Here is a 25,228-nt window from a genome sequence, read left to right as displayed (position 1 = left end):
GCGCAGCAGGTGGGCCAGCAGGGAAGGGGCGGGCTGATTCATTGCAAACCCCCTTCCAGCCGCGCGCGGCGGCTGTCGGCCAAGGCGTCGAACTCGGTGCGGGTCACGCCCCAGCTGTCCATGTCGATCAGGCACAGGTCTTTCAGGGTGTTGAGCATGCCGATAGAGGAGTCGCGCTCGAACTCGATGCCGGCGTCGCTCCTGGCCCTCGCCAGACGCTGGCGGGCGGCTTCGATGATCTGGGTAGGGGTCAGGGCCTGGCGGTTCATTTCGCACCCCCACGGGATTCCAGCGTGGCCAGGGCGCGCACGTGGCGCAGGTGGTCGCGCAGGTTGAGCGAGTCGATACGCAGCGCCTTGCCGGCCTTGAGCCAAGTCAGTGCGGCGCGCGGATCTCGGGTGCTGGTGGCCTGCTGCTGGGCGGCGCTGTCTTCCAGGCTGCGCGCGATGGCCATGTGGTGGTTGTAGCGCTTGAGGCGGACGGACAGGGAAGAGTCGGCGTGCAGGGCGGCGATGGCCATGGCGCGGTGGGCGCTGGCGCGGTCGCGGAGTGCGGACGGATTGCGGGCGGGGTCGTGCTTCATGGGTACAGCTCCTTTTCTGGTGGAGCTGCCACGGATCGTCGCCAAACGATATTGGTGGCAGCTGTGCGCAGGTTGGCGAACCGGGGAAAAGGAACCCGGCAGACCTTTCGGTCTCCCGCGCACAGCCGCCATGACACGACATTGCGGACACAAAAAAAGCGCCTGCAATGGGATGGTGGGCGCCTGTGCGCCTTTTCTACTCGGGTCGCCAAACCCGGCCACGGGATTGACCGTGACGGGCGAACCATAGCGCGGCCCGATGGCCGGCGCAAGCCGGCGGTGTGCTGTGCGTGCGAGCGTGTGCGACGGGCAAGTGGTGGATTGCGCGTGCATGGGGATCTCCTCGCCCCGGTGGTGTGGTCGGGGCGCTGTTGAGTCAGTGCAGGGGGGCGTGTGGCTGGCGCATGACCAGGTGAACGAGACGGCGGCCTTCGGCGGCGCGTTGGCGGATGGTGGCCATCTCCTCGGGGCAGGCCAGCAGGACGGGCACCAGCTCCAGGGCGTCGGCCACGGCCGCGCCGGCGGGCGGGTCGATGGCGAGCAGCGTCCACAGCCCATCGGGCCAGAACAGGATGAGCACCTGCGCGCCATCGGCGCTCACCTGCTCGCACAGAGCGCGCAGCAGTTCGCGGGCCCTGGCATCGTCCGGGCGCAGCGGCGGCAACTGGCCGGCGGCGTGCCCGGGCGGCAGGTCGAGGCAGGTAGGGGGCAGGAAGGTGGGCAGCATCGGGCGGGGCTCCGGTTGTGGCTGGCGCTCACATTGCTGGGTTGCTCGCCGTTCTGTGAACGTCTTTTTTCGGACATTGCCGCGCTGGAGCCAAGTGTGTTTGGTCATGCGGTGGGCGCTCCCTGCAGATGCTTGGCTTGCAAGGTTTGGGCGTAGCCCAGCAGGTTGGCCTTGCGTTCGGCGTAGCTCATGCCTGCGCCGAGCAGGGCCGTGTCGCGGAGCTCGACGAGGGTGACGATCTCCAGTTCGGCGGTATTCAACTGGTCGCGGCTGCGGCCGGCGAAGGCGCCGGTTATCACCTCGTTGATGAGCCGGGCTTCGTTGATGAAGTGGTGCCGCTGGGGCGTCTTGCCGCGTGCCTCGCAGTTGAGCGCCACGGCGTCGCATATGGCGCGGTGGCCGAGCGTGGCTTCGCGTCGGGCGGTCGCCCAGTGGCTGCCGTCACCGCGTAGCAGGGCGTCGATTTGCATGTCGCACCAGACGGCAAAATCCGGCGAGAGCCAGCGGGCGAAGGCTACGGCGAGCTTGGGATGCAGCCAGGTGCCGCCGCCACGATCCGCACGGGCTCGACTGGTTTTTACATGCGGGATTTTCCCGCATGTACGCTCCAGCGCTTCCAGGTAGGCCACCGTATCGGGAAGGCGCAGCCATTCATGCGGTAGCCTGCCGAATCGCGCAGCAGCCTCGGTTGCATTGATCCAACCGGTGTCATTGAAGCTTACAGGCTGGCCTTGGTAGTCGTGAGGGATGATCGCCTTTGCCATCACGCAGCCCCCCGCAGCAGGGGCGGCATCTGCAGTTCGCCCTGCAGCCAGGCGCTCAGTCTCCGGTCGTGCTCGAGGAGCGCGCGCCGGTGCTGGTCGAGATTGGCGCGCTCTTCGGCGATTCTCTGCTGGCTGCGCTGCTCCAGTTCCTCGGGGCTGGGTAGGGCAGGCAGAGACGCGGCGAAGTCGTCGACGGCAATGCGGTGGCGCTGCTGGCGCAGCGCTAGTTGACGCTCAATTTCGGCGGCCTCCCGCATGTATTTGGCATCGAGCGGGGCGACTTCCCGTTGCACGTGCGCTTCCCAGGCGGTGTCGTCGTCGCAGTAGAAGCGGAGGTCGCCCGGCTCGAAGTGGTAGGTCACCCATTTGCGCAGCGTGCCGGCGCCTTCCAGGGCCTTGAGCACATGTGCGGGCTTGGCGAACTGGCCATCGCCGATGATCGCCCCGTACTCCCGGCGGGTAGCGCGGGCCAGCGTCGTGGGGAGGTCGAGCAGTGCCGTGCAGGGGACGACCAGGCCGGCAGCGTTGACGAACTGGGCTTCGTCGCCGTCCCAGCTCACGGCCGCGATGATGCGGTTACGCTGCAGCGGGCCGGCGCTGTGCTGGTGTGGGAACAGGAAGCCGAGGCCGTAGGTGTCGCGGAAGGGGCCGGGCTGGTAACGGGGCTGTTTGCTCATGCGGCGCTCCCCCGGGCGGCGATGCGTGCCCGAATCCAGTCCTGCACTTCGGCGAGTACCCAGGCGATGGGCGCGTTGCGTGAGGTGCCGCCGGTCAATGACACGGGCTTGGGAAAGCTCGGGTCGTCCTTGAGCAGCTTGTACACGGTCGCCCGGCCGCCGAGGCCGGTGATGGCCAGCAGCTCGGGCATGCGGATCAGTGTGGTTTCTGGGTCGAAAGGTTTCACTGCGCGAGTGGGCTTGCTGGTGGTCGTTGCGTTCAACTGGCGGACGGTGGTGGCCAGCGTTGCCGGAGCGCTCGGAAGTGCTGCAGAACGTGCGCGGGGAGCTTGGGTAGGTTGGTGCATCAGACCTTCTCCTTTGCCGACATGGCCGCACCGCAGTGGTCGCATTGCAGCCAGGTGATGAAGTCATGCCGGCGGTATCCGTGATGACGGCCTGTAAGCGGGCCGTCCAAATATCAATGGCTGATAACTTCGGCGGCCATGCGCTTCAATTCGGCGGCGTCGGCAGCTGCGGCGCGATAGGTGCTGAAGCGCGGGAGCATGAGCTTGTCCAGCTCTTTGGTCGTCATGCCTGCGGCCATGCGGGCGGCCAGTAGTTCGCTGCCCAGGCTCATGAGCTGGGTTACCTGCTCATCCCAGCGAATCCCCAACTCGATAGCTTTGGCGCGGTATGCGGCGCGCTGCGCTTCTTCGATGGCTTCGTTGGTCGCGGATATTTGCTTGTCCAGACTTTCCAGCTCGGCTTCCAAGGTGAGGAAGACCTGCTGCTTACCGGCATTCTGCTGCTTCACGAGAGATAGTGCGGTAGAGGCTTTGCTCATCGCCTCGCCGGCGGCATCTGTGCCTGCGGCGTTGTTTCTGAGCGCCTTGGCATAGGCGTCTGCGCAGCTTCGTTCATGCTCGATGGCGTCTTCCAGCGCCTGCGCCGCGTCGCTCTTGAGCGTCTCCAGACGCTCGGCCAGCTCTTTGCGCTGGGTTTTCAACGCGCCCAGTTTCTGCGAGTCTCGACCGCCTGCTGTAGTTCGGTTTCTGCTGACGCCATTTCTCCGTAGAAGGCGATGGCTCGATCCAGGTCGGCCAGATCCCGGCGCTTGTCGGCGATTTCACGGTCGAGCGATTGAATCGCTTTTTGCAGGCGCGCGGCCTCGGAAAGCTCTCTGACCTGAGTGCGATTCACGGGGGCCTCATTGGCCGTGTAACTACCCGACCCGCTCTGGCCCGATTCTGCGGCACGCGCGTACTCGCGTTGCATGGCTGTCATCCGCTCTTCTGCCGCATGCAGGTCGCGGGCTGTCTGGTTTCTTTTCTGCTGCAGTTCTTTCATCCGGTTGGCTCCAGTTCGCTAAATGGTTTCTGTGCCGGCCAGCAAGGGGCTCGGCAGCAGCGGGGCGCTTGTGTGGTTGGGCTACTGGGGAGGCAAGGCGCCGGTCTGGTGGCGCGACTGGAGCCAGTTCAGCAAGGCGGTCTTGCTGTAGCGGATGCGGCCGCCAACGCGGATGTAGGGAAGGCCGTGGCGGCGCTTGCTGCGCCAGGTGGCCAGGGTGCGGCTCGACATGCCCAGCAGCGTGGCCGCGGCTTCGGGAGTCAGCAGGTCGGAGGGGTTGAGAATGGCCGGCATAGCCGGCTGGGGGGCGGGCACCGCGTGGACGGCTGGGGTGGGATTCATCAGGTAGGCCCTCGGGTTGAGACGAGGGCGCATTGCATCCAGCGACTGGTTGTGCACTTTGATAAGCCCTCGCGTTTGTTGATGAGGGCTATCTATCTACAAGCATTTTTTGGCTTTGTCGTCAGGCGTTGAATGCGTTTAGAGCTAGGTGCCGAAAGGTGCTGAAAGGTGCCGAATGATCCCCAACGCGGCGACGAACGGTTGTGCCCCCTTGCCCCATGACCGCAGTGCGTTCTTCGCGCTGCACCGGGCTGCCCTTCGTTCGAGCTAGCCGGCGAACAGCGGGCCGCCAGGGAAGGGCGGTAGCCTTGCCGTTTCTCATGCCCGTTTTCTGATAGACGTGCCAGTAAGTGGGGGCATGATCCTCGTTGAGGTGAGGGGGAGTGGTAGCCCATGCGAGCCAGGGGCTGTTGCGTTAGGAAATCCGCCAACTGCTGGTGTCGAGCTTGTGAGGCCTTAGTCGGCTGTGGCCCAGGAGTGGCGCGGGTTTGCGGTCTTTTCGGCGATCCGTCGAGAGGGCCGAAAGCGGAACACATGGAACACCTTGGAACACGGCGGAACGAAATCGGTGTTCCAGCTTGAGACGCCAGTTAAATCCTTTTAAATCAATGGCTTGCGCAAAAGCGGAACACCGGAACACGTGGAACACGCAAAAAGCGAGGGGTACTGAAACTGCCCCGCTACAAGGCCCTGCCGAACTGGCCTTGCACCACGTTGCCGGTGGCGAGTTCGTCCAGGTGATCGGCGTACCACTGGACCATGGCGCGGCGCTGTTCCAGGTACTTGGCCTTGTTGTAGATCCCGCGAACGCCGGGAGCCTTGTGGCTCAACTGGGCCTCGATGTGGTCGGCGTCGAAGCCGTGTTCGTTGAGGATGGTGCTGGCCAGGTGACGGAAGCCGTGGCCGGTCTGCCGGCCTTCGTAACCGAGGCGGCGCAGGGCCATCAGGAACACGGTGTCGCTGCGGGGCTTGGTACGGTCGCTGCGCCCAGGGAAGAGCAGGGGATAGGCGCCGGTGATGGTGCGCAGCTCCTCGAGGGCCTCGATGGCTTGGCGGGGGAGTGGCACCAGGTGTTCTCGACCTCCCTTCCGACCCTTGCGGTGCTCGGGGATGGTCCACAGCTGGCGGTCAAGGTCGAACTCGGTCCACTCGGCTTCGCGCAGCTCGGAAGGGCGGACGGCCAGCAGGGACAGCAGGTGAAGCCCGAGGCGCACGTCATGGGCATGGGGATAGGCCCGGATAGCGCGCAGCAGGGCCGGCAGTTCATCGAGGGAGACGTGGGCGTAGTTGTCGGCGGTTGGGGCTTGGATGAACTTGTGCAGACCTTCGAGGGGGTTGGTACTGGCGCGTCCGGTCACTCGGGCGAGGTCGTAGGCGTCCTTGCAGTAGGCCCGGACCCTGCTCAGTTGCTCGAGAATGCCCTTGCGCTCCATGCCGCGCAGCAGCTCCAGCCATTCCATGGTGGTGATCTCGACGAAGGCTCGTTTCCCAACGGTGGGGAACACGTGCAACTCCAGGGCGCCGAGGATGCGCTTTGCCGTGCCGGAGTCCCAGCCGGCCAGACGGGAGCTGTGCCACTCCCTCGCCAGGGCCTCGAACGTGCTGTTGCTGGCGGCCAGATCGGCGGCTTTGCGGGCCTGCCTGCTCACGATGGGATTCTTGCCTGCGGCCTGATCGGCACGCAGCTCGGCAGCCTTCTGGCGGGCGAGGGCACCGCTCACCTCGGGATACCCGCCAAGCCCCAGCCAAGACCACTTGCCGTCCGGCTTTTTGTAGCGGAGTTCCCAGGACTTCTGCCCGTTGGGCTTGACCCGGAAGTACAGGCCGTTGCCGTCCAGTTCGCGGTAGACGCTGGCCTCGGGTTCGAGGCTGGCCAGGGTGGTATCCGCCAGCGGGCGGCGCTTGATATCGGCTCGCTTCATCCTTGTATGCCTCGGGTTCAACTAATCACGAAGCATACACAGGGGCATACACGGTGCCCAGTGCTGTAGGGAGACAAGGAGAGACAGCTAGAAACAAGAAAGCCCGCACTAGGCGGGCTTCTTGGGGCGTTTCAGGTACATCGAGAGACAACCTGAAACATTGATTTGGTGGCTACGCAGGGACTTGAACCCCGGACCCCAGCATTATGAATGCCGTGCTCTAACCAGCTGAGCTACGTAGCCAACGGCGCGCATTATTCTCTCCGGCGGGGCGCCTGTCAACCCCTCGATGCAGAAAAAAATCCAGTCCGATCAAACGCTTGCCGCCGTCCCATGGTTGCCGGTGAGCAGCCGTCCGGCATGACGGCCGCAGTGCCGCTCCTCAGCCCGGCATGGGCGCGGGGTTCTTCACCGTGGCCAGCTCGGGGTGGGCGACCAGCTTGTCGATGTGCAGCTCGGGATTGTCCAGCCAGGCCTCGGTCAGTACCCGGTAGTGCTCCATGTCGCGGCAGCGCATGCGCAGGCTGTAGTCGAAGGTGCCGCTGATCAGGCGGCACTCGAGCACCTGCGGGCAGGCGCGCATGCAGGCCTCGAAGGCCTTCTGCGCGGCACGCCCGCTCTGGTTGGACAGCGCCACCAGCACCAGCAGCGACAGGCCGGGGGAGACCTGCTGCAGGTCGACGATGGCGCCGTAGCCGAGGATCACCCCCATGCGCTCCAGCTTGCGCACCCGCTCGAGGCACGGCCGCGGGGTCAGGTGCACCAGCTCGGAGAGCTTCTGGTAGGTGATCCGCCCGTTGTGGCGCAGCACCTCGATGATCGCCTGGTCGATGCGGTCGAGGGGCAGGTTGTGGTCGGGGCTGGCGTCGGACATGGCATCACTTCAGGCGGTTGGAGAGAAACTGTTGCAGGCGTTCGCTGGACGGATGGTCGAGGATCTGCGCCGTGCCCTGCTCCTCGACGCGGCCCTGGTGGAGGAACAGCACCTGGCTGGAGACCTGGCGGGCGAAGCCCATCTCGTGGGTGACCATGATCATGGTGCGACCCTCCTCGGCGAGAGTCTGGATCACCTTGAGCACTTCGCCAACCAGTTCCGGGTCGAGGGCCGAGGTCGGCTCGTCGAACAGGATGATCTCCGGCTCCATGGCCAGCGCGCGGGCGATGGCCACGCGCTGCTGCTGGCCGCCGGAGAGGAACGCCGGGTACTGCCCGGCGACCCGCGCCGGCAGGCCGACCTTGTCCAGATAGGCGCGGGCGCGCTCCTCGGCCTCGCGGGCCGGGACGCCGAGCACCTGGCGCGGCGCCATGGTGATGTTGTCCAGCACGCTCAGGTGGCTCCACAGGTTGAAGTGCTGGAACACCATGGCCAGGCGGGTGCGCAGGCTCTGCAGCTGGGCCTTGTCGGCGACGCTGCTGCCGTTGCGCCCCTGGCGCATGGCGATGGTCTGGCCGTCGAGGGTGATGCTGCCGGAGTCGGGCTGCTCGAGGAAGTTGATGCAGCGCAGCATGGTGCTCTTGCCCGAGCCGCTGGTGCCGATCAGGCTGATCACGTCGCCGCTGCGGGCGTCGAGCGAGACGCCCTTGAGCACCTCGTTGTCGCCGTAGCGCTTGTGCAGGTCGGCCACCTGCAGCTTGTGCAGGGTGGTGCCGGCGACGCTGCGCGGCTGGGCGGCGGCGCGGGTGGAGAGGAGGCCGGCCGGGCTGGCGGGCATGGCGTAGGCGGTCTGGTTCATCACGAGTTACCCCCGGGTTGGGCCGAGAAAGGTCATCCAGCGGCGTTCGGCGAGACGGAACAGGCCGACCAGCAGGAAGGACAGCAGCATGTAGAGCAGGGCGGCGATGCCGAAGGCCTGGAAGGTCATGAAGGTGGCGGCGTTGGCGTCGCGGGCGACCTTGAGGATGTCCGGCACGGTGGCGGTGAACGCCAGCGAGGTGGCGTGCAGCATGAGGATCACCTCGTTGCCGTAGTAGGGCAGAGCGCGGCGCAGTGCCGAGGGGATGATCAGGTGCACGTACAGGCGCCAGCCGGTGAGGCCGTAGGCGCGGGCGGCCTCGATCTCGCCGTGGGGAATGTTGCGGATCGCCCCGGCGAAGATCTCCACCGTGTAGGCGCAGGTATTGAGCGCGAAGGCCAGGATGGTGCAGTTGATCGCCTCGCGGAAGAAGGCGTCCAGCAGCGGCTGGGAGCGTACCGCCTCCAGGCTGTACAGGCCCGTGTAGCAGATCAGCAGCTGGATATACAGCGGCGTGCCGCGGAACAGCCAGGTGTAGAACTGCACCGGCCAGCGCAGCAGGCGGTTGCGCGACACGCGGGCGATGGCCAGCGGCAGGGCGAGGACGAAGCCCAGGCCGATGGAGGCGACCAGCAGCCAGAGGGTCATGGCCAGGCCGGAGAGGTTGTAGCCGTCGTTCCACAGGAAGGCCAGGCCGTACTGTTGCAGCAGCTCGATCATGGCGCCAGCTCCTTGATGCCGGTGTTGTAGTGGCGCTCCAGGCGGCGGAACACCAGGTTGGACAGGCTGGTGATCAGCAGGTAGAGCAGGCCGGCGATGATCAGGAACTGGAACGGCTCGCCGCTGCTCTTGCCGGCGTTCTGCACCGCCTTGACCAGGTCGGAGAGGCCGATGATCGACACCAGCGCGGTGGCCTTGAGCAGCACCAGCCAGTTGTTCCCGAGGCCCGGCAGGGCGAAACGCATCATCTGCGGGAACAGCACCAGGCGGAAGCGCTTGAGCGCGCCGAGGCCGTAGGCGGTGGCCGCCTCCAGCTGGCCGCGCGGCACGCTGAGGATGGCGCCGCGGAAGGTCTCGGTGAAATAGGCGCCGTAGATGAAGCCGAGGGTGGCCACGCCGGCGCTGAACGGGTCGATCTCGATGTAGTCCCAGCCCAGCGCGTCGGTCAGCTCGTTGAGCCAGGTCTGCAGGCTGTAGAAGATCAGCAGGATCAGCACCAGGTCGGGCACGCCGCGGATCAGCGTGGTGTAGCCGGTGGCCAGCAGGCGCAGCCAGCGCAGCGGGGCGAGCTTGGCGCTGGCGCCGAGCAGGCCGAGGGCCACGCTGAGCAGCAGCGACAGCGCGGCCAGTTTCAGCGTCATCCAGGTGCCCTGCAGCAACAGGGGGCCGAAGCCGTGCAGGTCGATGACCGGCAGGCCGAGGGAGAGCAGGAGGTCATTCACGATGGAATACCTGTTCGGAATGGCGAGGGCGGGGCCCGGCCGCCTGGGCAGGCGGGCCGGGCGGTGGCGCGCTTACTCGTGGTAGATGTCCTGCGGACCGAAGTACTTGCGCTCGATGGCCTTGTAGGTGCCGTCGGCGTGCAGGGCGGCGATGCCCTTGTTGAGCAGCGCCTTCAGCTCGGCGTCGTTCTTGCGCAGGCCGATGGCGATCACCGAGGGCAGGCCCGGGTCGAGGATCGCCGGGCCGCTGTGGAAGGCCTGGCCCTTGGGCAGGGAGAGGAAGTTCAGCTCGGCCTCCAGCTTGTCGGTGACGATGGCGTCGAGGCGGCCGTTGGCCAGGTCGGCGTAGTTCTGGTCCATCGACTGGTAGGCCTTGATCTGCGCGCCGGCCGGGGCCAGCTTGGCGCGGGCGTAGACTTCCTGGATGGAGCCCTGCAGCACGCCGACCTGCTTGCCCTTGAGCGATTCCGGGGTTTCGCCGAAGCCGGCGTCCTTGCGGGTGACCACCGAGGTGGGGCTGAGGAACAGCTTGTCGGAGAAGTCGATCTGCTTCTCGCGGGCCGGGGTGACGGCCATCGACGACATGATGCCGTCGAACTTGCGGGCGCGCAGGGCGGGGATCAGGCCGTCGAAGTCATTGGTCACCCAGGTGCACTTGACCTCCAGCTTGGCGCAGATGGCGTTGCCCAGCTCGATGTCGAAGCCCTTGAGGCTGCCGTCGGCGGCCACCGACTCGAAGGGCGGATAGTCGGGGAATACCCCGAAGCGGATTTCCTTCCACTCCTTGGCCTGGGCCAGTCCGGCGGACAGGGGGAGGACGACTGCGGCTACCAGCGTGCAGAATTTTTTCATGGAGGTGTTCCACTGTAGGTCTTGTTTTTGTTGTGCCACGGGCCTGGACCGGGCGGTGTGGACCGCCGGGCCGGCATCGGCTGGGCACAGAGAATGACCTGTGGCGTGCCGCCATTGGTGTCGTAAAGGGCTGTCCGCCGGGCAAGAAATCGTTGTTAAAAAACCGGAAACAGCAGAATCGGCTGTCGCCTGCTGCTTTTATGTTCCCAGGGCGCCGGCGGTGTCGCAAATCTGTACGAGCGCCCTCACTTGTAGGCCGCCAGCAGCAGGTTGCTCTCCGAGTTGGCGACGCCCTTGATCGCGCGCAGCTCGCGCAGCACCCGGTCGAATTCGACCAGGGTGCCGGTATGGATCTCCGCCACCAGATCCCAGCGGCCATTGGTGGTATGCACCTGCACCACCTCGGGGATCTGCCGCAGGGCGGCGATCACCGCGTCGCTGGCGCCGCCGCGCAGCTCGATCAGGGTGATGGCGCGCACGCCGCTGCTTTCCAGCTCGTTGCGCAGCTTGATGGTGAAGCCGACCAGCAGGCCGGAGCGCTGCAGGCGGTCGATGCGGTTCTGCACCGTGCCGCGCGACACCTTGAGGCGTTCGGCCAGGGCGGCGGTGGAGGCGCGACCGTCCTCGCGCAGCAGGGCGAGCAGGCGGCGGTCGAGGTCATCGGGTTGGTCATGCATGGGCGTCACCGGGCTGGGCGGGAAGGGTTTTTGACAAAACGTCAGCTTTACCTGTCTTTTTGCTTTGTCATTGTACGAAAAATGTAATTTATCTATCTATCTGCTAGGCGGCCTCTTTCCTAGAATTTTCCCACCATTTCACTCAACCGGAGCCGCCATCGTGTCTGCCTTTCATGCCCCGTCCCCCCTGCCCAAGACCGTCAGCCTGGTCGGGGCGCCCACCGATGTCGGCGCCGGCGCCCGCGGTGCCTCCATGGGGCCGGAGGCCCTGCGCGTCGCCGGCCTGGAGAGCGCGCTGCGCGAGCGCGGCTTCCACGTGCTCGACCGCGGCAACCTGAGCGGCCCGGCCAATCCCTGGCTGCCGCCGCGGCAGGGCTACCGCCATCTGGCGGAAGTGATCGCCTGGAACCAGGCGGTGCACGATGCCATCTACGCCGAACTGCGCGAGGAGCGCCTGCCGATCCTGCTCGGCGGCGACCACTGCCTGGGCGTCGGCTCGATCAGCGCGGTGGCCCGCCACTGCCGCGATACCGGCAGGAAGCTGCGCATCATCTGGCTGGACGCCCACGCCGACTTCAACACCTCCGAACTCACCCCCTCGGGCAACCTCCACGGCATGCCGGTGGCCTGCCTGTGCGGCGACGGCCCGCGCGAGCTGGTCGAGATGGCCGGCGCGGTGCCGGCGATCCAGCCGCAGTGGATCCGCCAGATCGGCATCCGCAGCGTCGACGAGGGCGAGCGCGTGCGCGTCCACGAGGCCGGCCTCGAGGTGATGGACATGCGCTACCTCGACGAGGTGGGCATGCGCGCCGCCATGCAGCAGGCGCTGGCCGACCTCGACGACGACACCCACCTGCACGTCAGCTTCGACGTCGACTTCCTCGACCCGGAGATCGCCCCCGGGGTCGGCACCACGGTACCCGGCGGGCCGAGCTACCGCGAGGCGCAGCTGTGCATGGAGATGATCGCCGACACCGGCCTGCTGCGCTCGCTGGACATCGTCGAGCTGAATCCGGCGCTGGACCAGTGCAACCGCACCGCACGGGTGGCGGTGGAGCTGACCGAGAGCCTGTTCGGCAAGTCGACGCTGATGCGCGCCGCGCGCTGACGCGATCCTCCCCCCGGCATGACGACCGGGGCCGCCGCAGGGCTGCCCCGGTCGTTTGCTTTGCAGTCTCGGTCTGCGGCCAGCGCCCTGATCACTGAGACGGCAAAACGCCCCGGGCCTGATGGCGCGGGGCGTCCGGTGTTGCGCTGGCCGATCAGGCGCGCTTGAGCAGCGGCTGCTCGACGCCCTCGCCGAGCAGGGCGAACAGGTTCTTCGGATCGCGCGGGCTGGGCACCAGCTCGATCAGGCTGCCGATGTCCAGGCGCTCGGCGACGTCGCGCACGTAGCGCAGGGCCGAGTAGTCCTCGAGGGCGAAGCCCACCGAGTCGAACAGGGTGACTTCCGCCTCGCTGCGCCGGCCGGCGGCGGCGCCGCTCAGCACCTGCCACAGCTCGGTGGTCGGCGAGCCGGCCGGCAGCTGCTGGATCTCGCCCTCGATGCGGCTCTGCGGTTCGTACTCGACGAACACGCTGGCCGCCTCGACGATGCTGCGGTGCAGCTCGGTCTTGCCCGGGCAGTCGCCGCCCACGCCGTTGAGGTGCATGCCCGGCTCGATCATCTCCGGGGTGAGGATGGTGGCGTTGGTCTTGTCGGCGGTCACCGTGGTGACGATGTCGGCGCCGCGCACCGCCGCAGCGGTGGACTCGGCGATGATCACCTTGATGCCCGGGAAGCCGGCCAGGTTGCGTGCCAGCTTGCGGGTGGCCTGCGGATCGACGTCGTACAGGCGGATCTCGTCGATGCCGAGGATGTGGTGGAAGGCGATGGCCTGGAACTCGCTCTGCGAGCCGTTGCCGATCAGCGCCATGCTGCGCGCGTTCTTGCGTGCCAGCACGCTGGCGGCCAGCACCGAGGTGGCGGCGGTGCGCAGGGCGGTGGTCAGGGTCAGCTCGCTGAGCAGCACCGGCTTGCCGGTGGCGACGTCGCCGAGGGCGCCGAAGGCCATCACGGTGAGCATGCCGTCGCGGGTGTTCTTCGGATGGCCGTTGACGTACTTGAACGCGTACAGCGCGGCGTCGGACACCGGCATCAGCTCGATCACGCCGTCGGCCGAGTGGTTGGCCACCCGGGCGCACTTCTCGAACTCCGGCCAGCGCAGGTAGTCCTGGCGCAGGTACTCGGTCATCTCGGCCAGGCAGGTGGTCAGGCCCTGGCGGGCCACCAGACGGCTCAGGTCGTTGACGTCGATATAGCGGGTCATCTTGTTGTTCCTCTTGGCTATCGGCTCGGGCGGCCAGCGGCGCGGGGCCTGCTCCTGGCTGCGGCCAGTCCGCGGTACGCGTCTGGCGATGGGGCTATTGTCGGCCGGCAGGGCCGACAATCCCGGCTGATCTGCTGTCGCCGCCCAGCCTGGAAAGCTGAAAGGCAAGGCGCGACAGCCGATTCGGCTGCGCTGGCGAGCGCCCGGAGGAAGAGGAAGGGCAGAAAGCACAAGCCCCGCACGGGGCGGGGCTTGTCGGCAGGCGGGGAGGCTCAGACGTTGAAGCGGAAGTGCATCACGTCGCCGTCCTTGACGATGTAGTCCTTGCCTTCCAGGCGCCACTTGCCGGCTTCCTTGGCGCCGGCTTCGCCGCGGTACTGGATGAAGTCGTCGTAGGCGATGACCTCGGCGCGGATGAAGCCCTTCTCGAAGTCGGTGTGGATCACCGCGGCGGCCTGCGGCGCGGTGGCGCCGATCTTCACGGTCCAAGCGCGCACTTCCTTCACCCCGGCGGTGAAGTAGGTCTGCAGGCCGAGCAGCTGGTAGCCGGCGCGGATCACCCGGTTGAGGCCCGGCTCTTCCATGCCCATCGACTCGAGGAACATCTGCTTTTCCTCGTCGTCGTCGAGCTCGGCGATCTCCGCCTCGATCTTGTTGCACACCGGCACCACGATGGCGCCTTCTTCCTCGGCGATGGCGCGCACCACGTCGAGGTGGGGGTTGGCGTCGAAGCCGTCCTCGGCGACGTTGGCGATGTACATCACCGGCTTGCTGGTCAGCAGGTGGAAGCCGCGGATGACGCGCTTCTGTTCCTCGTCCATGTGCTTCATCAGCGAGCGCGCCGGCTTGCCTTCGGTGAAGTGCGGGATCAGCTGCTCGAGGATGGCCTTCTGCGCCAGGGCTTCCTTGTCGCCGCCCTTGGCGTTGCGCTGCACCTTCTGCAGCTGTTTCTCGCAGCTGTCGAGGTCGGCGAAGATCAGCTCGAGGTCGATGATCTCGATGTCGCGCCGGGGATCGACCGAGTTGGACACGTGGATCACGTTGTCGTCCTCGAAGCAGCGCACCACGTGGGCGATGGCATCGGTCTCGCGGATGTTGGCGAGGAACTTGTTGCCCAGGCCCTCACCCTTGGAGGCGCCGGCGACCAGGCCGGCGATGTCGACGAACTCCATGGTGGTCGGCAGCACGCGCTCGGGCTTGACGATCTCGGCCAGGGCGTCGAGGCGCGGGTCGGGCATCGGCACGATGCCGCTGTTCGGCTCGATGGTGCAGAACGGGAAGTTCTCCGCGGCGATGCCGGACTTGGTCAGGGCGTTGAACAGGGTGGACTTGCCGACGTTGGGCAGGCCGACGATGCCGCAGTTGAATCCCATGGTGTATCCCTCGCGGAGATGAATTCGGTCGAAAAGGGGGGCGTCAGGCTTTCTGGCTGTGCAGCTGCTGCATGGCCTTGGTCCAGTCGCCGGCGAGCATGTCCGGCAGCACGCCGAGGGCGAAGTCGATGCTCGCCTCGAGCTTTTCCTGTTCGCTGCGCGGGGCCCGGCCGAGGACGAAGCCGGAGACGAGATTCTTGTCGCCGGGATGGCCAATGCCGAGCCGCAGGCGATAGAAGGAATTCTGGTTGCCGAGCTGGGCGATGATGTCCCTGAGCCCGTTGTGCCCGCCGTGGCCGCCGCCCTGCTTGAGCTTGGCGGTGCCGGGGGGCATGTCGAGTTCGTCGTGGGCCACCAGGATGGCCGCCGGCGGAATGCGGAAGAAGTTCGCCAGCGCCGCCACGGACTGGCCGCTGCGGTTCATGTAGGTGGTGGGAATGAGCAGACGAACGTCGCGGCCCTGATGGCTGAACTTGCCGATCAGGCCGAAGTACTTCTTGTCCACGCCGAGGTTGACGCCCAGCTTGCGGGCCAGTTCCTCGACGAAAAGAGCCCCTGCGTTGTGCCGGGTCTGTTCGTATTCCGGACCGGGGTTACCGAGGCCGACGATCAGTTGGATGGCAGTCACGACAGGGGCTCTCTCAGACGTGCAGGCGATTATCAGGCGCGCACGAAGTCCATGTGCAGGGCGAAGCCCTTGGACGGATGACGCTGGATGGCCTTGATCACCACGTTCTGCACGACGCCGTCGATGTTCAGGGCGACGGTGTTGGCGAACACGGCCTGGTCTTCCAGCAGCTTGACGACTTCGCGGGCTTCCATGCAGATGGACTGCGGAGCCTGCTCGCCGCCGTAGACGACGGCCGGAACCAGGTTGGCGTTACGACGCAGGCGGCGGCTCGCACCTTTCCCCAGGTCGGAACGCGCTTGGGCATTCAGGGTGAAGTTGGTCATTGCAGTTCTCCAGAATGACAACAACGCCCGACACGCTTGCGACCAGCGTTCGGGCGGTTGCTTGTAGGCCCCGCAAGGCGGGGCGGTTATATCGGCGCCCGTTCCTCAGCGGAACATGGCGCTGATGGATTCCTCGTTGCTGATGCGGCGCACGGCCTCGGCGACCACCGGACCGATGTCCAGCTGGCGGATGCGCTCGCAGGCCTGGGCAGCGGCGGACAGCGGGATGGTGTTGGTCACCACCAGCTCGTCCAGCGTCGAATTCTCGATGTTCTCGATGGCGCGGCCGGACAGCACCGGGTGGGTGCAGTAGGCGTAGACCTTGGCGGCACCGTGCTTCTTCAGCGCGGTGGCGGCATGGCACAGGGTGCCGGCGGTGTCGACCATGTCGTCGACCAGCACGCAGGTGCGGCCCTCGACGTCGCCGATGATGTGCATCACCTCGGAGACGTTGGCCTTCGGACGGCGCTTGTCGATGATCGCCAGGTCGACGCCCAGGCTCTTGGCCACGGCACGGGCACGCACCACGCCGCCGATGTCCGGGGAGACGATCATCAGGTTCTCGAAGCGCTGGGCCTGGATGTCGTCGACCAGGGTCGGCGAGCCGTAGATGTTGTCCACCGGCACGTCGAAGAAGCCCTGGATCTGGTCGGCGTGCAGGTCGACGGTGAGCACGCGGTCGATGCCGACCACGGTCAGCATGTCGGCCACCACCTTGGCGCTGATCGCCACGCGGGCGGAGCGCGGGCGGCGGTCCTGGCGGGCATAGCCGAAGTAGGGGATGACCGCGGTGATGCGGCTGGCCGAGGAACGACGGAAGGCGTCGGCCATCACGATCAGTTCCATCAGGTTGTCGTTGGTCGGCGCGCAGGTCGGCTGGATCAGGAACACATCCTTGCCGCGCACGTTCTCGTTGATTTCGACACTGCTTTCGCCGTCGGAGAACTTGCCTACGGAAACGTCACCGAGGGGGATGTGCAGCTGACGCACGACACGGCGGGCGAGATCGGGGTTGGCGTTCCCCGTGAAGACCATCATCTTGGACACGCGCAGTACCTGCCGGCTGAGGGTGGGCCTGGATGAACAAAAAACCTTTGTGACCTCGCGGTCATGACCGCAAAACCACAAAGGTTTTTCAGGAATATGGCAGGGGCGGCTGGATTCGAACCAACGCATGGCAGGATCAAAACCTGCTGCCTTACCGCTTGGCGACGCCCCTGTGGCGTAAATCGAATGTGTAACCGGAAACACGACCCTCGGAGAGGTTATGGCAGGGGCGGCTGGATTCGAACCAACGCATGGCAGGATCAAAACCTGCTGCCTTACCGCTTGGCGACGCCCCTGTATCGTATAACCGAATGCCTTGCATTCACTTCCCGCGCACTGCCTCGAGACTGCGGTGCAACATCGAGATGTTGCTACCCCGTGCCACGAAGCTTGGCAGAGTGCCCGGAAGCTGGCGCGAGACTTTATCAGCATCGTCGCGGTTTGGGAAGCTCCCAAACACACAAGCTCCGGTGCCGGTCATTCTTGCGGGAACAAAATTGTTCAGCAAGTTCAAGGCGTTACGTACTTCTGGGTAACGCTGCTCGACCACCGGCTGGCAGTCGTTACGACCGCCCCCTGCGGGAAGGCCGCAAACTCTAATGGCCGGGGTGTCGCGTGTCAACTCCGGCGCGGAGAAAATTTCTGCTGTGCTGACAGACACTTGCGGCACCGCAACGAGAAACCAGGGCTCGTCCAGCTCGACCGGCACCAGCTGCTCGCCGACCCCGCCGGCGAAGGCGGCGCGGCCGCGGACGAACACCGGGACGTCGGCGCCCAGCGACAGGCCGAGCTCGGCCAGGCGGTCGAGGCCGAGACCGGTCCGCCACAGGTGGTCGAGGCCGAGCAGGGTGGTGGCGGCATCCGAGCTGCCCCCGCCGATGCCGCCGCCCATCGGCAGGCGCTTGTCCAGCCAGATGTCGGCGCCCAGCGGCGTGCCGGATGCCTGCTGGAGCAGGCGCGCGGCGCGCACGATCAGGTTGCTGTCGTGGGGCACCCCGGCGATCTCGCTGTGCAGGCGGATCTCGCCGTCCTCGCGCAGGCGGAAGCCCAGTTCGTCGCCGTGGTCGAGGAACTGGAACACCGTCTGCAGCTCGTGATAGCCGTCGGCGCGGCGGCCGAGGATGTGCAGGAACAGGTTGAGCTTGGCCGGGGCCGGCAGGATCAGGGTGGCGTCGTGCATGTCGGTCATGGGCGGTGGGCGGTCACAGGCCGAGGCGGCGCGGCTGCCAGTCCTTGATCACCAGGGTGATGTCGAGGTTCTCGCCCAGCAGCTTGAGGCGTTGCGGCAGCCAGAAGCCGTTCTGCTCGCGGTAGTCGGCGTATTCGATCCGCCAGCCGTCCTGCTCCAGGCGCGCCAGGCGGCTGTCGGCGTCGAGGGTCAGACGGCTCTTGCTGTCCGGCGCCGGCAGGCCGCGGATCCACCACAGCAGGTGCGACACCGGCAGGCGCCAGCCGATCTGCTCCTCGAGCAGCGCCTCGGGTGATGCGGCCTGGTAGCGCCCCTGGTTGGCCACCTCGAGGAGGATGTCGCCCTCGCGGCCGGTCAGGCGGGTGGCGCCGCGGCCGAGCGGGCCGGACAGGCGGATGTCGTAGTAGTCGCGGCGCTGCAGCCAGAACAGCACGCCGCTGCCGGAGTCCTGCGGCGCGCGGATGCCGACCTTGCCGCTGATCTGCCAGCCGTCGATGGCGGCGACCTGGGTCTTGTGGCTGCGCCAGGCGGCGGGGCTACCCTGGCCGCCGAGATCCTCGCGCGGGCCGATGCCGGCGCAACCGGCGAGCAGCAGCAGGCCGGCGAGCAGCAGGTGGTGCAGTCTCACGGTTTCACCTTGCCGGTCAGGCGCTTGAGGGTGTCGCGCAGGATGTCGCTGTCCGGCGTGTCGGCCAGGGCCTTGCGCCAGACTTCGCGGGCCTCGGCCTGCTTGCCGCTGGCCCACAGCACCTCGCCGAGGTGGGCGGCGACCTCATGGTCGGGCATGCGCGCCAGGGCCTGGCGCAGCAGCTTCTCGGCTTCGGCCAGGTTGCCCAGGCGGTAGTTGACCCAGCCGAGGCTGTCGAGGATCGCCGGGTCGTCCGGGTTCAGCGCGTAGGCCTTCTCGATCAGCGCGTGGGCCTCGGCGTAGCGGGTGGTGCGGTCGGCCAGGGTGTAGCCGAGGGCGTTGAGGGCCATGGCGTTTTCCGGCTCGCGCCCGATGATGAAGCGCAGGTCGCGCTCCAGCCCGGCCAGGTCGCCGCGCTTCTCGGCCAGCATGGCGCGGGTGTAGAGCAGGTTGAGATCCTCGGGGAACTGCTCGAGCGCTTCGGCAGTGCGCTGCCAGGCATCGTCGAGGCGATCCTGGTTGGTCAGGCTCTCGATCTCGATCAGGTACAGCTGCAGGGCGTAGTCCGGCTGGCTGTCGCGGGCGCCGGCCAGCAGGCGCTGGGCCTCGGCGATGCGCCCGTTCTTGACCAGCAGCTCGGTGCGGCGCACCTGCGCCGCCAGGTAGTCGTTGCCCGGGCCGACCGCGGCGTATTCGCGCAGCGCGGTGGCGCGATCGCCGTCCTGCTCGGCGATGCGGCCGAGGTTGAGGTGGGCGGCGTCGACGTGGGCGTCGCGCGCGATCAGCTCCTGCAGCAGCGGGCGGGCCTCGTCCCAGGCCTCGGCCTCGAGGCTGACCAGGGCCAGCGACAGGCGCAGGTCGTCGTCCTCGGGGAAGCGCCTGAGCAGTTCGCGGAACTGCTGGTGGGCATCCTCCAGGCGCTCGTCCTCGAGCAGCTGGCGGGCGTAGGTCAGGCGCAGGCGCTTGTCGTCGGGGTGCAGGCGGATGCCGCCCTCGAGCACCCTGAGGGCCTCGTCGCCGCGGTCGAGCGAGCGCAGCAGGCGGGCGCGCAGCAGCAGCGGGGCGACCTCGCGGCTGCCGGCCGGGTGCGCCTCCAGGCTGGCCAGCGCCTCCTCGCTGCGGCCGTCCTGCTGCAGCAGCACGGCGCGGCCGAACAGCAGCTGGGCGTTGTCCGGATGGCGCTCGAGCAGGCGCTCGAAGCTCTGCCGCAGGCCGGCGCGGGCCTCGGGGTCGAGCTGGGCGGCGCTCAGGGCGAGGAAGTCGAAGTGGGTGTCGCCCTTGGCCTTGAGCACCTGCTCCATGTAGCCCATGGCCTCGTCGTGGCGGCCGGCGCGGGCCAGCTGGATGGCGGCGATGCGCTGGGCGTCGAGGTTGTCCGGGGCGCTGTCGGCCCACAGCAGGGCGGTCTCCAGGGCGGCCTCGTCGGCGCCCAGGTATTCGGCGATGCGGAAGGCGCGCTCGGCCACCGCCGGATCGCCGGTGGCGCGGGCCTGCTCCATGTAGTTGGCCAGGGCGATGTCGAAGCGGTCGCGCTGGCCGGCCAGCTCGGCCACCAGCAGGCTGTACAGGGTGTCCTGGCTGAACGAGGCGCTGGGCGCGGCGGGCTTGGCCGGCGCCGCGGTCGACTCGGACACAGGCGGGTTGCCGTCGGGGCTAGTGGAGGGCAGGAACTGGCAACCGCCCAGCAACGCCAGGGCAGTCAGCAGCGCGAGGGATTTGTTCATGGCAGGCATACGCGGGCTCACCGGCAGGTCGGGCAATCATGACACAAGCGGGGGGGCAATCCCATGGCTGCAGGTGGCCATCGTCGCCTGCGGCGGCTAGGCAGTTGTCCTGTATCGCGCCAAGTAGGACAATTGTCGGCTTTCCAGGTCACCTCAGCGTCCCCGCATGGCTTTTCTCGCCCTCGGCATCAACCACAAAACCGCATCGGTGGCGGTCCGCGAGCGCGTGGCCTTCGGCCCCGAGCAGCTGGTCGACGCCCTGCAGCAGCTGTGCCGGGTGACGCCGTGCCGCGAGGCGGCGATCCTCTCCACCTGCAACCGCAGCGAGCTGTACCTGGCGCTGGACGAGGCGCGTGCGGAGGAAATCCTCGCCTGGCTGGCCGGCTACCACGGCCTCAGCCTCGACGAGCTGCGTGCCTGCGCCTACATCCACCAGGGCAACGAGGCGGTGCGCCACATGATGCGCGTGGCCTGCGGCCTGGACTCGATGATCCTCGGCGAGCCGCAGATCCTCGGCCAGATGAAGGACGCCTACGCCAGCGCGCAGCAGGCCGGCACCCTCGGCCCGCTGCTCGGCCGGCTGTTCCAGGCCACCTTCAGCACCGCCAAGACGGTGCGCACCGATACCCGCATCGGCGAGAACCCGGTGTCGGTGGCCTTCGCCGCGGTGAGCCTGGCCAAGCAGATCTTCAGCGACCTCGGCCGCAGCCAGGCGCTGCTGATCGGCGCCGGCGAGACCATCGCCCTGGTCGCCCGCCACCTGCACGAGCAGGGGGTCAAGCGCATCGTGGTGGCCAACCGCACCCTCGAGCGCGCCAGTGCGCTGGCCGGCGAGGTCGGTGGCCAGGCCGTGCTGCTCGCCGACATCCCCGAGCAGCTGGTGGGCAGCGACATCGTCATCAGCTCCACCGCCAGCCCGCTGCCGATCCTCGGCAAGGGCGCCGTCGAGCGCGCGCTGAAGAAGCGCAAGCACCGCCCGGTGTTCATGGTCGACATCGCCGTGCCGCGCGACATCGAGCCGGAGGTCGGCGAGCTGGACGACGTCTACCTGTACACCGTCGACGACCTGCACGAGGTGATCGCCGAGAACCTGCGCAACCGCCAGGACGCCGCGCGCGCCGCCGAGGAGCTGGTGGTGGCCGGGGTCGGTGCCTTCATTGAGCGCCTGCGCGAGCGCGACAGCGTCGACCTGCTGCGCGCCTACCGCTCCCGCGCCGAGCAGCTGCGCGACGAGGAGCTGGCCAAGGCCCTGCGCCTGCTCGGCAACGGCAGCCCGGCCGAGGAGGTGCTGGCCCAGCTGGCCCGCGGCCTGACCAACAAGCTGCTGCATGCGCCCAGCGTGCAGCTGAAGAAGTTTTCCGCCGCCGGCCGCCACGATGCGCTGGCCGTGGCCCAGGAACTGCTCGACCTTTCCGGCGAGCAGCATCGCTAACGCCCTGCGCGCCCGCCGAGCGGCGCGGCGCCAGCCATGGTGAACACGCCCCGATGAAAGCCTCGCTGCTGAACAAGCTCGATACCCTGCAGGACCGCTTCGAGGAGCTGACCGCGCTGCTCGGCGACGCCGAGGTGATCGGCGACCAGACCAAGTTCCGCGCCTACTCCCGCGAATACGCCGAGATCGAGCCGGTGATCGAAGCCTTCCGCGCCTTCCGCAAGGTGCAGGGCGACCTCGAGGGCGCCCAGGCGCTGCTCAAGGACAGCGACCCGGACCTGCGCGAGATGGCCGAGGAGGAGGTCGCCGCGGCCCGCGCGCAGCTCGAGGTGCTCGAGGCCAGCCTGCAGCGCATGCTGCTGCCGAAAGATCCCAACGACGGCCGCAACGTGTTCCTCGAGATCCGCGCCGGCACCGGCGGCGACGAGGCGGCGATCTTCTCCGGCGACCTGTTCCGCATGTACTCGCGCTATGCCGAGAAGCAGGGCTGGCGCGTCGAGATCCTCTCCGAGAGCGAGGGCGAGCACGGCGGCTACAAGGAGGTGATCGCCCGCGTCGAGGGCGACAACGTCTACGCCAAGCTCAAGTTCGAGTCCGGCGCCCACCGCGTGCAGCGCGTGCCGGAAACCGAATCCCAGGGCCGCATCCACACCTCGGCCTGCACCGTGGCGGTGCTGCCGGAGCCGGACGAGCAGGCGGCCATCGAGATCAACCCGGCCGACCTGCGCATCGACACCTACCGCGCTTCCGGCGCCGGCGGCCAGCACATCAACAAGACCGACTCGGCGGTGCGCATCACCCACCTGCCGACCGGGATGGTGGTCGAGTGCCAGGAAGAGCGCTCGCAGCACAAGAACCGCGCGCGGGCCATGGCCTGGCTGGCGGCCAAGCTGCAGGACCAGCAGGACGCCGCCGCGCACAGGGAGATGTCCGAGACGCGCAAGCTGCTGGTCGGCTCGGGCGATCGTTCCGAGCGCATCCGCACCTACAACTTCCCGCAGGGCCGGGTCACCGACCACCGCATCAACCTGACCCTGTACTCGCTGGGCGAGGTGCTGGGCGGTTCGGTGGAGCAGGTGATCGAGCCGCTGCTGCAGGAATACCAGGCCGACCAGCTGGCGGCGCTGGGCGACTGATCCAACGTCCGTAGGGTGCGCCGCGCGCACCGCGCAAATGCCATGGTGCGCACGGCGCACCCTACGCCCGGAGAGCGGCCATGCCCACCATCGAATCCCTGCTGAACGGCGCCGAGCTGCCCGACTCGCCGAGCGCCCGCCTGGACGCCGAGCTGCTGCTCGCCCATGTGCTCGGCAAGCCGCGCAGCTACCTGCGCACCTGGCCGGAGCGCGAGCCCGACGCCGCGCAGTGCGCCGCCTTCGTCGCCCTGCTGGCGCGCCGCAGCAAAGGCGAGCCGGTGGCCTACCTGCTCGGCCGCCAGGGCTTCTGGAGCCTGGAGCTGGAGGTGGCGCCGCACACCCTGATCCCCCGCCCGGACACCGAGCTGCTGGTGGAGACCGCGCTGGCGCTGGGCCCGGGCGGACCGGCCAGGGTGCTCGATCTCGGCACCGGCAGCGGCGCCATCGCCCTGGCCCTGGCCTGCGAGCGCCCGGCCTGGCAGGTGCTCGGCGTCGACCGGGTGGCCGAGGCGGTGGCGCTGGCCGAGCGCAACCGCGCGCGGCTCGGGCTGGCCAACGCGCGCTTCGTCGAAAGCCGCTGGTTCTCCGCGCTGGCCGGTGAGCGCTTTGCGGTGATCGTCGGCAATCCGCCGTACATCGCCGCCGACGACCGCCATCTGGGCGAAGGCGACGTGCGCTTCGAGCCGGCCAGCGCGCTGGTCGCAGGTGCCGACGGACTCGACGACATCCGCCAGATCGTCCATGAGGCGCCGGAGCACCTCGAAGCCGGCGGCTGGCTGCTGCTCGAGCACGGCTATGACCAGGCCGCGGCAGTGCGCGCGCTGTTCGCCGCCCGCGGCTTCACTGCCGTCGAGAGCCGCCGCGATCTCGGCGGTCACCAGCGCATCACCCTCGGCCAATGGGAGGAAGACGCCCATGCTGAGTGACGACGAGCTGCTGCGCTACAGCCGGCAGATCCTGCTCAGGCAGGTCGACATCGACGGCCAGCTGAAGATCCGCGCCGGCAAGGTGCTGGTGGTCGGCCTCGGCGGCCTCGGCTCGCCGGTGGCGCTGTACCTGGCCGCGGCCGGGGTCGGCGAGCTGCACCTGGCCGACTTCGACACGGTCGACCTGACCAACCTGCAGCGCCAGGTGATCCACGACACGGCCAGCGTCGGCCAGGCCAAGGTCGACTCGGCGATGGCGCGCCTGGCGGCCATCAACCCCCATGTGCGGCTGCTGCCGCTGCGCCAGGCGCTGGATGCCGATACGCTGTCCGCCGCGGTGGCGGCGGTCGACGTGGTGGTCGACTGCTGCGACAACTTCACCACCCGCGCCGCGGTCAACGCCGCCTGCGTCGCCGCCGGCCGACCGCTGGTGTCCGGCGCGGCGATCCGCCTGGAAGGCCAGCTGTCGGTGTTCGATCCGCGCCGCGCGGAAAGCCCCTGCTACCACTGCCTGTACGGCGCGGGCAGCGAGGACGAGCTGACCTGCAGCGAGGCCGGCGTGCTCGGCCCGCTGGTCGGCCTGGTCGGCAGCCTGCAGGCGCTGGAGACGCTCAAGCTCTTGGCCGGCTTCGGCGAGCCGCTGGTCGGCCGCCTGCTGCTGGTCGATGCGCTGGGCAGCCGCTTCCGCGAGCTGCGCGTCAGGCGCGATCCGCAGTGCGCGGTCTGCGGGAAACCCGATGGCCAGTGAAGCGCCGGTCGGCGTGTTCGACTCCGGGGTCGGCGGCCTGTCGGTGCTCGGCGAGATCCGCGCGCGGCTGCCCCACGAGTCGCTGCTCTACGTCGCCGACAGCGGCCACGTGCCCTACGGCGAGAAGAGTCCCGAGTACATCCGCGCGCGCTGCCGGCGCATCGCCGATTTCCTGCTGGAGCAGGGCGCCAAGGCGCTGGTGGTGGCCTGCAACACCGCCACCGTGGCGGCGGTGGCCGAGCTGCGCGAGCGCCACCCCGGCCTGCCCATCGTCGGCATGGAGCCGGCGGTCAAGCCGGCGGCGGCGGCCAGCCGCAGCGGCACGGTCGGCGTGCTGGCCACCACCGGCACGCTGAAGAGCGCGCGCTTCGCCGCCCTGCTCGACCGTTTCGCCCACGACGTGAGCGTGGTCACCCAGCCCTGCCCGGGGCTGGTCGAGTGCGTCGAGCAGGGCGCGCTGGCCGCGTCGGCGACCCGCGCGCTGCTGGCGTCCTACGTGCAGCCGCTGCTCGACGCCGGCTGCGACACCCTGATCCTCGGCTGCACCCACTATCCCTTCCTCAAGCCGCTGCTGCGCGAGCTGGTGCCCGCGGACGTGCAGCTGATCGACACCGGCGCCGCGGTGGCGCGCCAGCTCGGGCGCCTGCTCGGCGAGCGCGAGCTGCTGGCGGCCGGGCCGGCGCAGCCGGCGCGCTTCTGGTCCAGCGGCGAGCC

At 68.0% G+C, this 25,228-nt stretch carries 29 protein-coding genes, 3 tRNA genes and 1 pseudogene; 6 read left to right on the top strand and 27 right to left on the bottom strand.

All coding sequences use genetic code 11. From position 1 onward, the window contains the following. Positions 1-38: 38 nt before the first annotated feature. From E5198_RS11950 to E5198_RS11870, 17 genes are all read right to left on the bottom strand, one after another. Positions 39-269 (bottom strand): hypothetical protein, encoded by a 231-nt coding sequence (locus E5198_RS11950; RefSeq protein ID WP_136490216.1) that lies wholly within the window; start codon positions 267-269, stop codon positions 39-41. Further along, the gene (locus E5198_RS11945; protein WP_136490215.1) at positions 266-583 is read right to left on the bottom strand and encodes a hypothetical protein; all 318 of its coding nucleotides are present in this window, start codon (positions 581-583) and stop codon (positions 266-268) included. The genes E5198_RS11950 and E5198_RS11945 overlap by 4 nt, the downstream gene beginning before the upstream one ends. Positions 584-959: 376 nt before the next feature. Continuing rightward, on the bottom strand, positions 960-1,310 hold the full coding sequence (locus E5198_RS11940) for a hypothetical protein (RefSeq protein ID WP_136490214.1): 351 nt from the start codon (positions 1,308-1,310) through the stop codon (positions 960-962). Between the two features lie 104 nt (positions 1,311-1,414). Then, positions 1,415-2,074, bottom strand: coding sequence for a KilA-N domain-containing protein (locus tag E5198_RS11935; protein WP_136490213.1), 660 nt, complete (start codon positions 2,072-2,074; stop codon positions 1,415-1,417). Then, positions 2,074-2,751, bottom strand: coding sequence for a hypothetical protein (locus tag E5198_RS11930; protein WP_136490212.1), 678 nt, complete (start codon positions 2,749-2,751; stop codon positions 2,074-2,076). Before E5198_RS11930 ends, E5198_RS11935 begins: the two co-directional genes overlap by 1 nt. Next, on the bottom strand, positions 2,748-3,098 hold the full coding sequence (locus E5198_RS22200; RefSeq protein ID WP_136490211.1) for an AlpA family transcriptional regulator: 351 nt from the start codon (positions 3,096-3,098) through the stop codon (positions 2,748-2,750). Before E5198_RS22200 ends, E5198_RS11930 begins: the two co-directional genes overlap by 4 nt. 113 nt (positions 3,099-3,211) lie before the next feature. Next, the gene (locus E5198_RS11920; protein WP_136490210.1) at positions 3,212-3,739 is read right to left on the bottom strand and encodes a hypothetical protein; all 528 of its coding nucleotides are present in this window, start codon (positions 3,737-3,739) and stop codon (positions 3,212-3,214) included. After that, complete coding sequence (locus E5198_RS11915) at positions 3,736-4,080, bottom strand: hypothetical protein (RefSeq protein ID WP_136490209.1); 345 nt, start codon at positions 4,078-4,080, stop codon at positions 3,736-3,738. The genes E5198_RS11920 and E5198_RS11915 overlap by 4 nt, the downstream gene beginning before the upstream one ends. Positions 4,081-4,161: 81 nt before the next feature. Beyond that, the gene (locus E5198_RS11910; RefSeq protein ID WP_256659073.1) at positions 4,162-4,422 is read right to left on the bottom strand and encodes a helix-turn-helix domain-containing protein; all 261 of its coding nucleotides are present in this window, start codon (positions 4,420-4,422) and stop codon (positions 4,162-4,164) included. A 680-nt stretch (positions 4,423-5,102) separates the two neighbouring features. Continuing rightward, positions 5,103-6,344 (bottom strand): tyrosine-type recombinase/integrase, encoded by a 1,242-nt coding sequence (locus E5198_RS11905; RefSeq protein WP_136490208.1) that lies wholly within the window; start codon positions 6,342-6,344, stop codon positions 5,103-5,105. 166 nt (positions 6,345-6,510) lie between these two features. Continuing rightward, positions 6,511-6,587: transfer RNA gene (locus tag E5198_RS11900), tRNA-Met, on the bottom strand. Between the two features lie 139 nt (positions 6,588-6,726). Continuing rightward, the gene (locus E5198_RS11895) at positions 6,727-7,218 is read right to left on the bottom strand and encodes an Lrp/AsnC family transcriptional regulator (protein WP_136490207.1); all 492 of its coding nucleotides are present in this window, start codon (positions 7,216-7,218) and stop codon (positions 6,727-6,729) included. A gap of 4 nt (positions 7,219-7,222) precedes the next feature. Beyond that, entirely contained in the window at positions 7,223-7,984 is a 762-nt protein-coding gene (locus tag E5198_RS11890) for an ABC transporter ATP-binding protein (protein ID WP_136490231.1), read from the bottom strand. A 99-nt stretch (positions 7,985-8,083) separates the two neighbouring features. Next, positions 8,084-8,797 carry an ABC transporter permease gene (locus E5198_RS11885; protein WP_136490206.1) on the bottom strand — a complete coding sequence of 238 codons (714 nt, stop codon included), beginning with the start codon at positions 8,795-8,797 and terminating at the stop codon, positions 8,084-8,086. Then, the gene (locus tag E5198_RS11880; RefSeq protein WP_136490205.1) at positions 8,794-9,522 is read right to left on the bottom strand and encodes an ABC transporter permease; all 729 of its coding nucleotides are present in this window, start codon (positions 9,520-9,522) and stop codon (positions 8,794-8,796) included. The genes E5198_RS11885 and E5198_RS11880 overlap by 4 nt, the downstream gene beginning before the upstream one ends. 69 nt (positions 9,523-9,591) lie before the next feature. Further along, positions 9,592-10,371 carry an ABC transporter substrate-binding protein gene (locus E5198_RS11875; protein WP_136490204.1) on the bottom strand — a complete coding sequence of 260 codons (780 nt, stop codon included), beginning with the start codon at positions 10,369-10,371 and terminating at the stop codon, positions 9,592-9,594. A 245-nt stretch (positions 10,372-10,616) separates the two neighbouring features. Continuing rightward, positions 10,617-11,048 carry an Lrp/AsnC family transcriptional regulator gene (locus E5198_RS11870; RefSeq protein WP_136490203.1) on the bottom strand — a complete coding sequence of 144 codons (432 nt, stop codon included), beginning with the start codon at positions 11,046-11,048 and terminating at the stop codon, positions 10,617-10,619. A 160-nt stretch (positions 11,049-11,208) separates the two neighbouring features. Here E5198_RS11870 and rocF point away from each other — a divergent pair, with 160 nt between their 5' ends. Next, entirely contained in the window at positions 11,209-12,156 is a 948-nt protein-coding gene (gene rocF, locus E5198_RS11865) for an arginase (RefSeq protein WP_256659072.1), read from the top strand. A 154-nt stretch (positions 12,157-12,310) separates the two neighbouring features. Here rocF and E5198_RS11860 read toward each other — a convergent pair whose 3' ends face one another. The 10 genes and pseudogenes from E5198_RS11860 to E5198_RS11815 form a co-directional block, all read right to left on the bottom strand. Beyond that, the gene (locus E5198_RS11860) at positions 12,311-13,357 is read right to left on the bottom strand and encodes an ornithine cyclodeaminase (protein WP_136490202.1); all 1,047 of its coding nucleotides are present in this window, start codon (positions 13,355-13,357) and stop codon (positions 12,311-12,313) included. 272 nt (positions 13,358-13,629) lie between these two features. Then, the gene (ychF, locus tag E5198_RS11855; protein ID WP_136490201.1) at positions 13,630-14,730 is read right to left on the bottom strand and encodes a redox-regulated ATPase YchF; all 1,101 of its coding nucleotides are present in this window, start codon (positions 14,728-14,730) and stop codon (positions 13,630-13,632) included. Positions 14,731-14,773: 43 nt separating this feature from the next. Beyond that, the gene (gene pth / locus E5198_RS11850) at positions 14,774-15,358 is read right to left on the bottom strand and encodes an aminoacyl-tRNA hydrolase (protein WP_136490200.1); all 585 of its coding nucleotides are present in this window, start codon (positions 15,356-15,358) and stop codon (positions 14,774-14,776) included. A gap of 38 nt (positions 15,359-15,396) precedes the next feature. Then, a pseudogene (gene rplY / locus E5198_RS11845) lies at positions 15,397-15,684 on the bottom strand (50S ribosomal protein L25); the annotation flags it as partial. Between the two features lie 105 nt (positions 15,685-15,789). Next, positions 15,790-16,731, bottom strand: a complete 942-nt coding sequence (locus tag E5198_RS11840; protein WP_136490198.1) for a ribose-phosphate pyrophosphokinase — start codon at positions 16,729-16,731, stop codon at positions 15,790-15,792. Positions 16,732-16,828: 97 nt separating this feature from the next. Then, positions 16,829-16,903, bottom strand: a tRNA-Gln gene (locus tag E5198_RS11835). 49 nt (positions 16,904-16,952) lie between these two features. Continuing rightward, positions 16,953-17,027 (bottom strand) — tRNA-Gln (locus tag E5198_RS11830). 26 nt (positions 17,028-17,053) lie between these two features. Next, the gene (gene ispE, locus E5198_RS11825) at positions 17,054-17,911 is read right to left on the bottom strand and encodes a 4-(cytidine 5'-diphospho)-2-C-methyl-D-erythritol kinase (protein WP_136490229.1); all 858 of its coding nucleotides are present in this window, start codon (positions 17,909-17,911) and stop codon (positions 17,054-17,056) included. 22 nt (positions 17,912-17,933) lie between these two features. Then, positions 17,934-18,548 (bottom strand): lipoprotein insertase outer membrane protein LolB, encoded by a 615-nt coding sequence (gene lolB, locus E5198_RS11820; RefSeq protein WP_136490197.1) that lies wholly within the window; start codon positions 18,546-18,548, stop codon positions 17,934-17,936. Beyond that, positions 18,545-20,272 (bottom strand): tetratricopeptide repeat protein, encoded by a 1,728-nt coding sequence (locus tag E5198_RS11815; protein ID WP_136490196.1) that lies wholly within the window; start codon positions 20,270-20,272, stop codon positions 18,545-18,547. The genes lolB and E5198_RS11815 overlap by 4 nt, the downstream gene beginning before the upstream one ends. A 166-nt stretch (positions 20,273-20,438) precedes the next feature. Here E5198_RS11815 and hemA point away from each other — a divergent pair, with 166 nt between their 5' ends. The 5 genes from hemA to murI form a co-directional block, all read left to right on the top strand. Next, the gene (gene hemA, locus E5198_RS11810; RefSeq protein WP_136490195.1) at positions 20,439-21,704 is read left to right on the top strand and encodes a glutamyl-tRNA reductase; all 1,266 of its coding nucleotides are present in this window, start codon (positions 20,439-20,441) and stop codon (positions 21,702-21,704) included. A gap of 53 nt (positions 21,705-21,757) precedes the next feature. Continuing rightward, positions 21,758-22,840: a peptide chain release factor 1 gene (gene prfA / locus E5198_RS11805; protein ID WP_136490194.1), complete on the top strand. Its 1,083-nt coding sequence runs from the start codon at positions 21,758-21,760 to the stop codon at positions 22,838-22,840. An 80-nt stretch (positions 22,841-22,920) separates the two neighbouring features. Continuing rightward, the gene (prmC, locus tag E5198_RS11800; protein ID WP_136490193.1) at positions 22,921-23,766 is read left to right on the top strand and encodes a peptide chain release factor N(5)-glutamine methyltransferase; all 846 of its coding nucleotides are present in this window, start codon (positions 22,921-22,923) and stop codon (positions 23,764-23,766) included. Then, positions 23,756-24,514: a molybdopterin-synthase adenylyltransferase MoeB gene (moeB, locus tag E5198_RS11795; RefSeq protein WP_136490192.1), complete on the top strand. Its 759-nt coding sequence runs from the start codon at positions 23,756-23,758 to the stop codon at positions 24,512-24,514. The genes prmC and moeB overlap by 11 nt, the downstream gene beginning before the upstream one ends. Continuing rightward, positions 24,504-25,228, top strand: a 725-nt coding sequence (gene murI, locus E5198_RS11790) for a glutamate racemase (protein WP_136490191.1), incomplete at its 3' end; no start/stop codon positions are given. The genes moeB and murI, both read left to right, overlap by 11 nt.

The sequence above is a fragment of the Pseudomonas sp. A-1 genome, assembly GCF_004801855.1.
GTDB lineage: Bacteria > Pseudomonadota > Gammaproteobacteria > Pseudomonadales > Pseudomonadaceae > Geopseudomonas.
The sequence above is the reverse complement of the archived record's forward strand: the minus strand, read 5'-3'. Positions and strand labels throughout refer to the sequence as shown.

Bases quoted from the DNA above. Each gene is read 5' to 3' on its own strand.
- E5198_RS11870 (WP_136490203.1), bottom strand. From the start codon at position 11,048: ATGCATGACCAACCCGATGACCTCGACCGCCGCCTGCTCGCCCTGCTG.
- E5198_RS11945 (WP_136490215.1), bottom strand. From the start codon at position 583: ATGAAGCACGACCCCGCCCGCAATCCGTCCGCACTCCGCGACCGCGCC.
- E5198_RS11815 (WP_136490196.1), bottom strand. From the start codon at position 20,272: ATGAACAAATCCCTCGCGCTGCTGACTGCCCTGGCGTTGCTGGGCGGT.
- E5198_RS22200 (WP_136490211.1), bottom strand. From the start codon at position 3,098: ATGCACCAACCTACCCAAGCTCCCCGCGCACGTTCTGCAGCACTTCCG.
- ispE (WP_136490229.1), bottom strand. From the start codon at position 17,911: ATGCACGACGCCACCCTGATCCTGCCGGCCCCGGCCAAGCTCAACCTG.
- hemA (WP_136490195.1), top strand. From the start codon at position 20,439: ATGGCTTTTCTCGCCCTCGGCATCAACCACAAAACCGCATCGGTGGCG.
- E5198_RS11875 (WP_136490204.1), bottom strand. From the start codon at position 10,371: ATGAAAAAATTCTGCACGCTGGTAGCCGCAGTCGTCCTCCCCCTGTCC.
- ychF (WP_136490201.1), bottom strand. From the start codon at position 14,730: ATGGGATTCAACTGCGGCATCGTCGGCCTGCCCAACGTCGGCAAGTCC.
- prfA (WP_136490194.1), top strand. From the start codon at position 21,758: ATGAAAGCCTCGCTGCTGAACAAGCTCGATACCCTGCAGGACCGCTTC.
- E5198_RS11930 (WP_136490212.1), bottom strand. From the start codon at position 2,751: ATGAGCAAACAGCCCCGTTACCAGCCCGGCCCCTTCCGCGACACCTAC.
- E5198_RS11950 (WP_136490216.1), bottom strand. From the start codon at position 269: ATGAACCGCCAGGCCCTGACCCCTACCCAGATCATCGAAGCCGCCCGC.
- E5198_RS11860 (WP_136490202.1), bottom strand. From the start codon at position 13,357: ATGACCCGCTATATCGACGTCAACGACCTGAGCCGTCTGGTGGCCCGC.
- E5198_RS11940 (WP_136490214.1), bottom strand. From the start codon at position 1,310: ATGCTGCCCACCTTCCTGCCCCCTACCTGCCTCGACCTGCCGCCCGGG.
- E5198_RS11895 (WP_136490207.1), bottom strand. From the start codon at position 7,218: ATGTCCGACGCCAGCCCCGACCACAACCTGCCCCTCGACCGCATCGAC.
- E5198_RS11885 (WP_136490206.1), bottom strand. From the start codon at position 8,797: ATGATCGAGCTGCTGCAACAGTACGGCCTGGCCTTCCTGTGGAACGAC.
- E5198_RS11910 (WP_256659073.1), bottom strand. From the start codon at position 4,422: ATGAATCCCACCCCAGCCGTCCACGCGGTGCCCGCCCCCCAGCCGGCT.
- moeB (WP_136490192.1), top strand. From the start codon at position 23,756: ATGCTGAGTGACGACGAGCTGCTGCGCTACAGCCGGCAGATCCTGCTC.
- E5198_RS11935 (WP_136490213.1), bottom strand. From the start codon at position 2,074: ATGGCAAAGGCGATCATCCCTCACGACTACCAAGGCCAGCCTGTAAGC.
- E5198_RS11915 (WP_136490209.1), bottom strand. From the start codon at position 4,080: ATGAAAGAACTGCAGCAGAAAAGAAACCAGACAGCCCGCGACCTGCAT.
- E5198_RS11905 (WP_136490208.1), bottom strand. From the start codon at position 6,344: ATGAAGCGAGCCGATATCAAGCGCCGCCCGCTGGCGGATACCACCCTG.
- prmC (WP_136490193.1), top strand. From the start codon at position 22,921: ATGCCCACCATCGAATCCCTGCTGAACGGCGCCGAGCTGCCCGACTCG.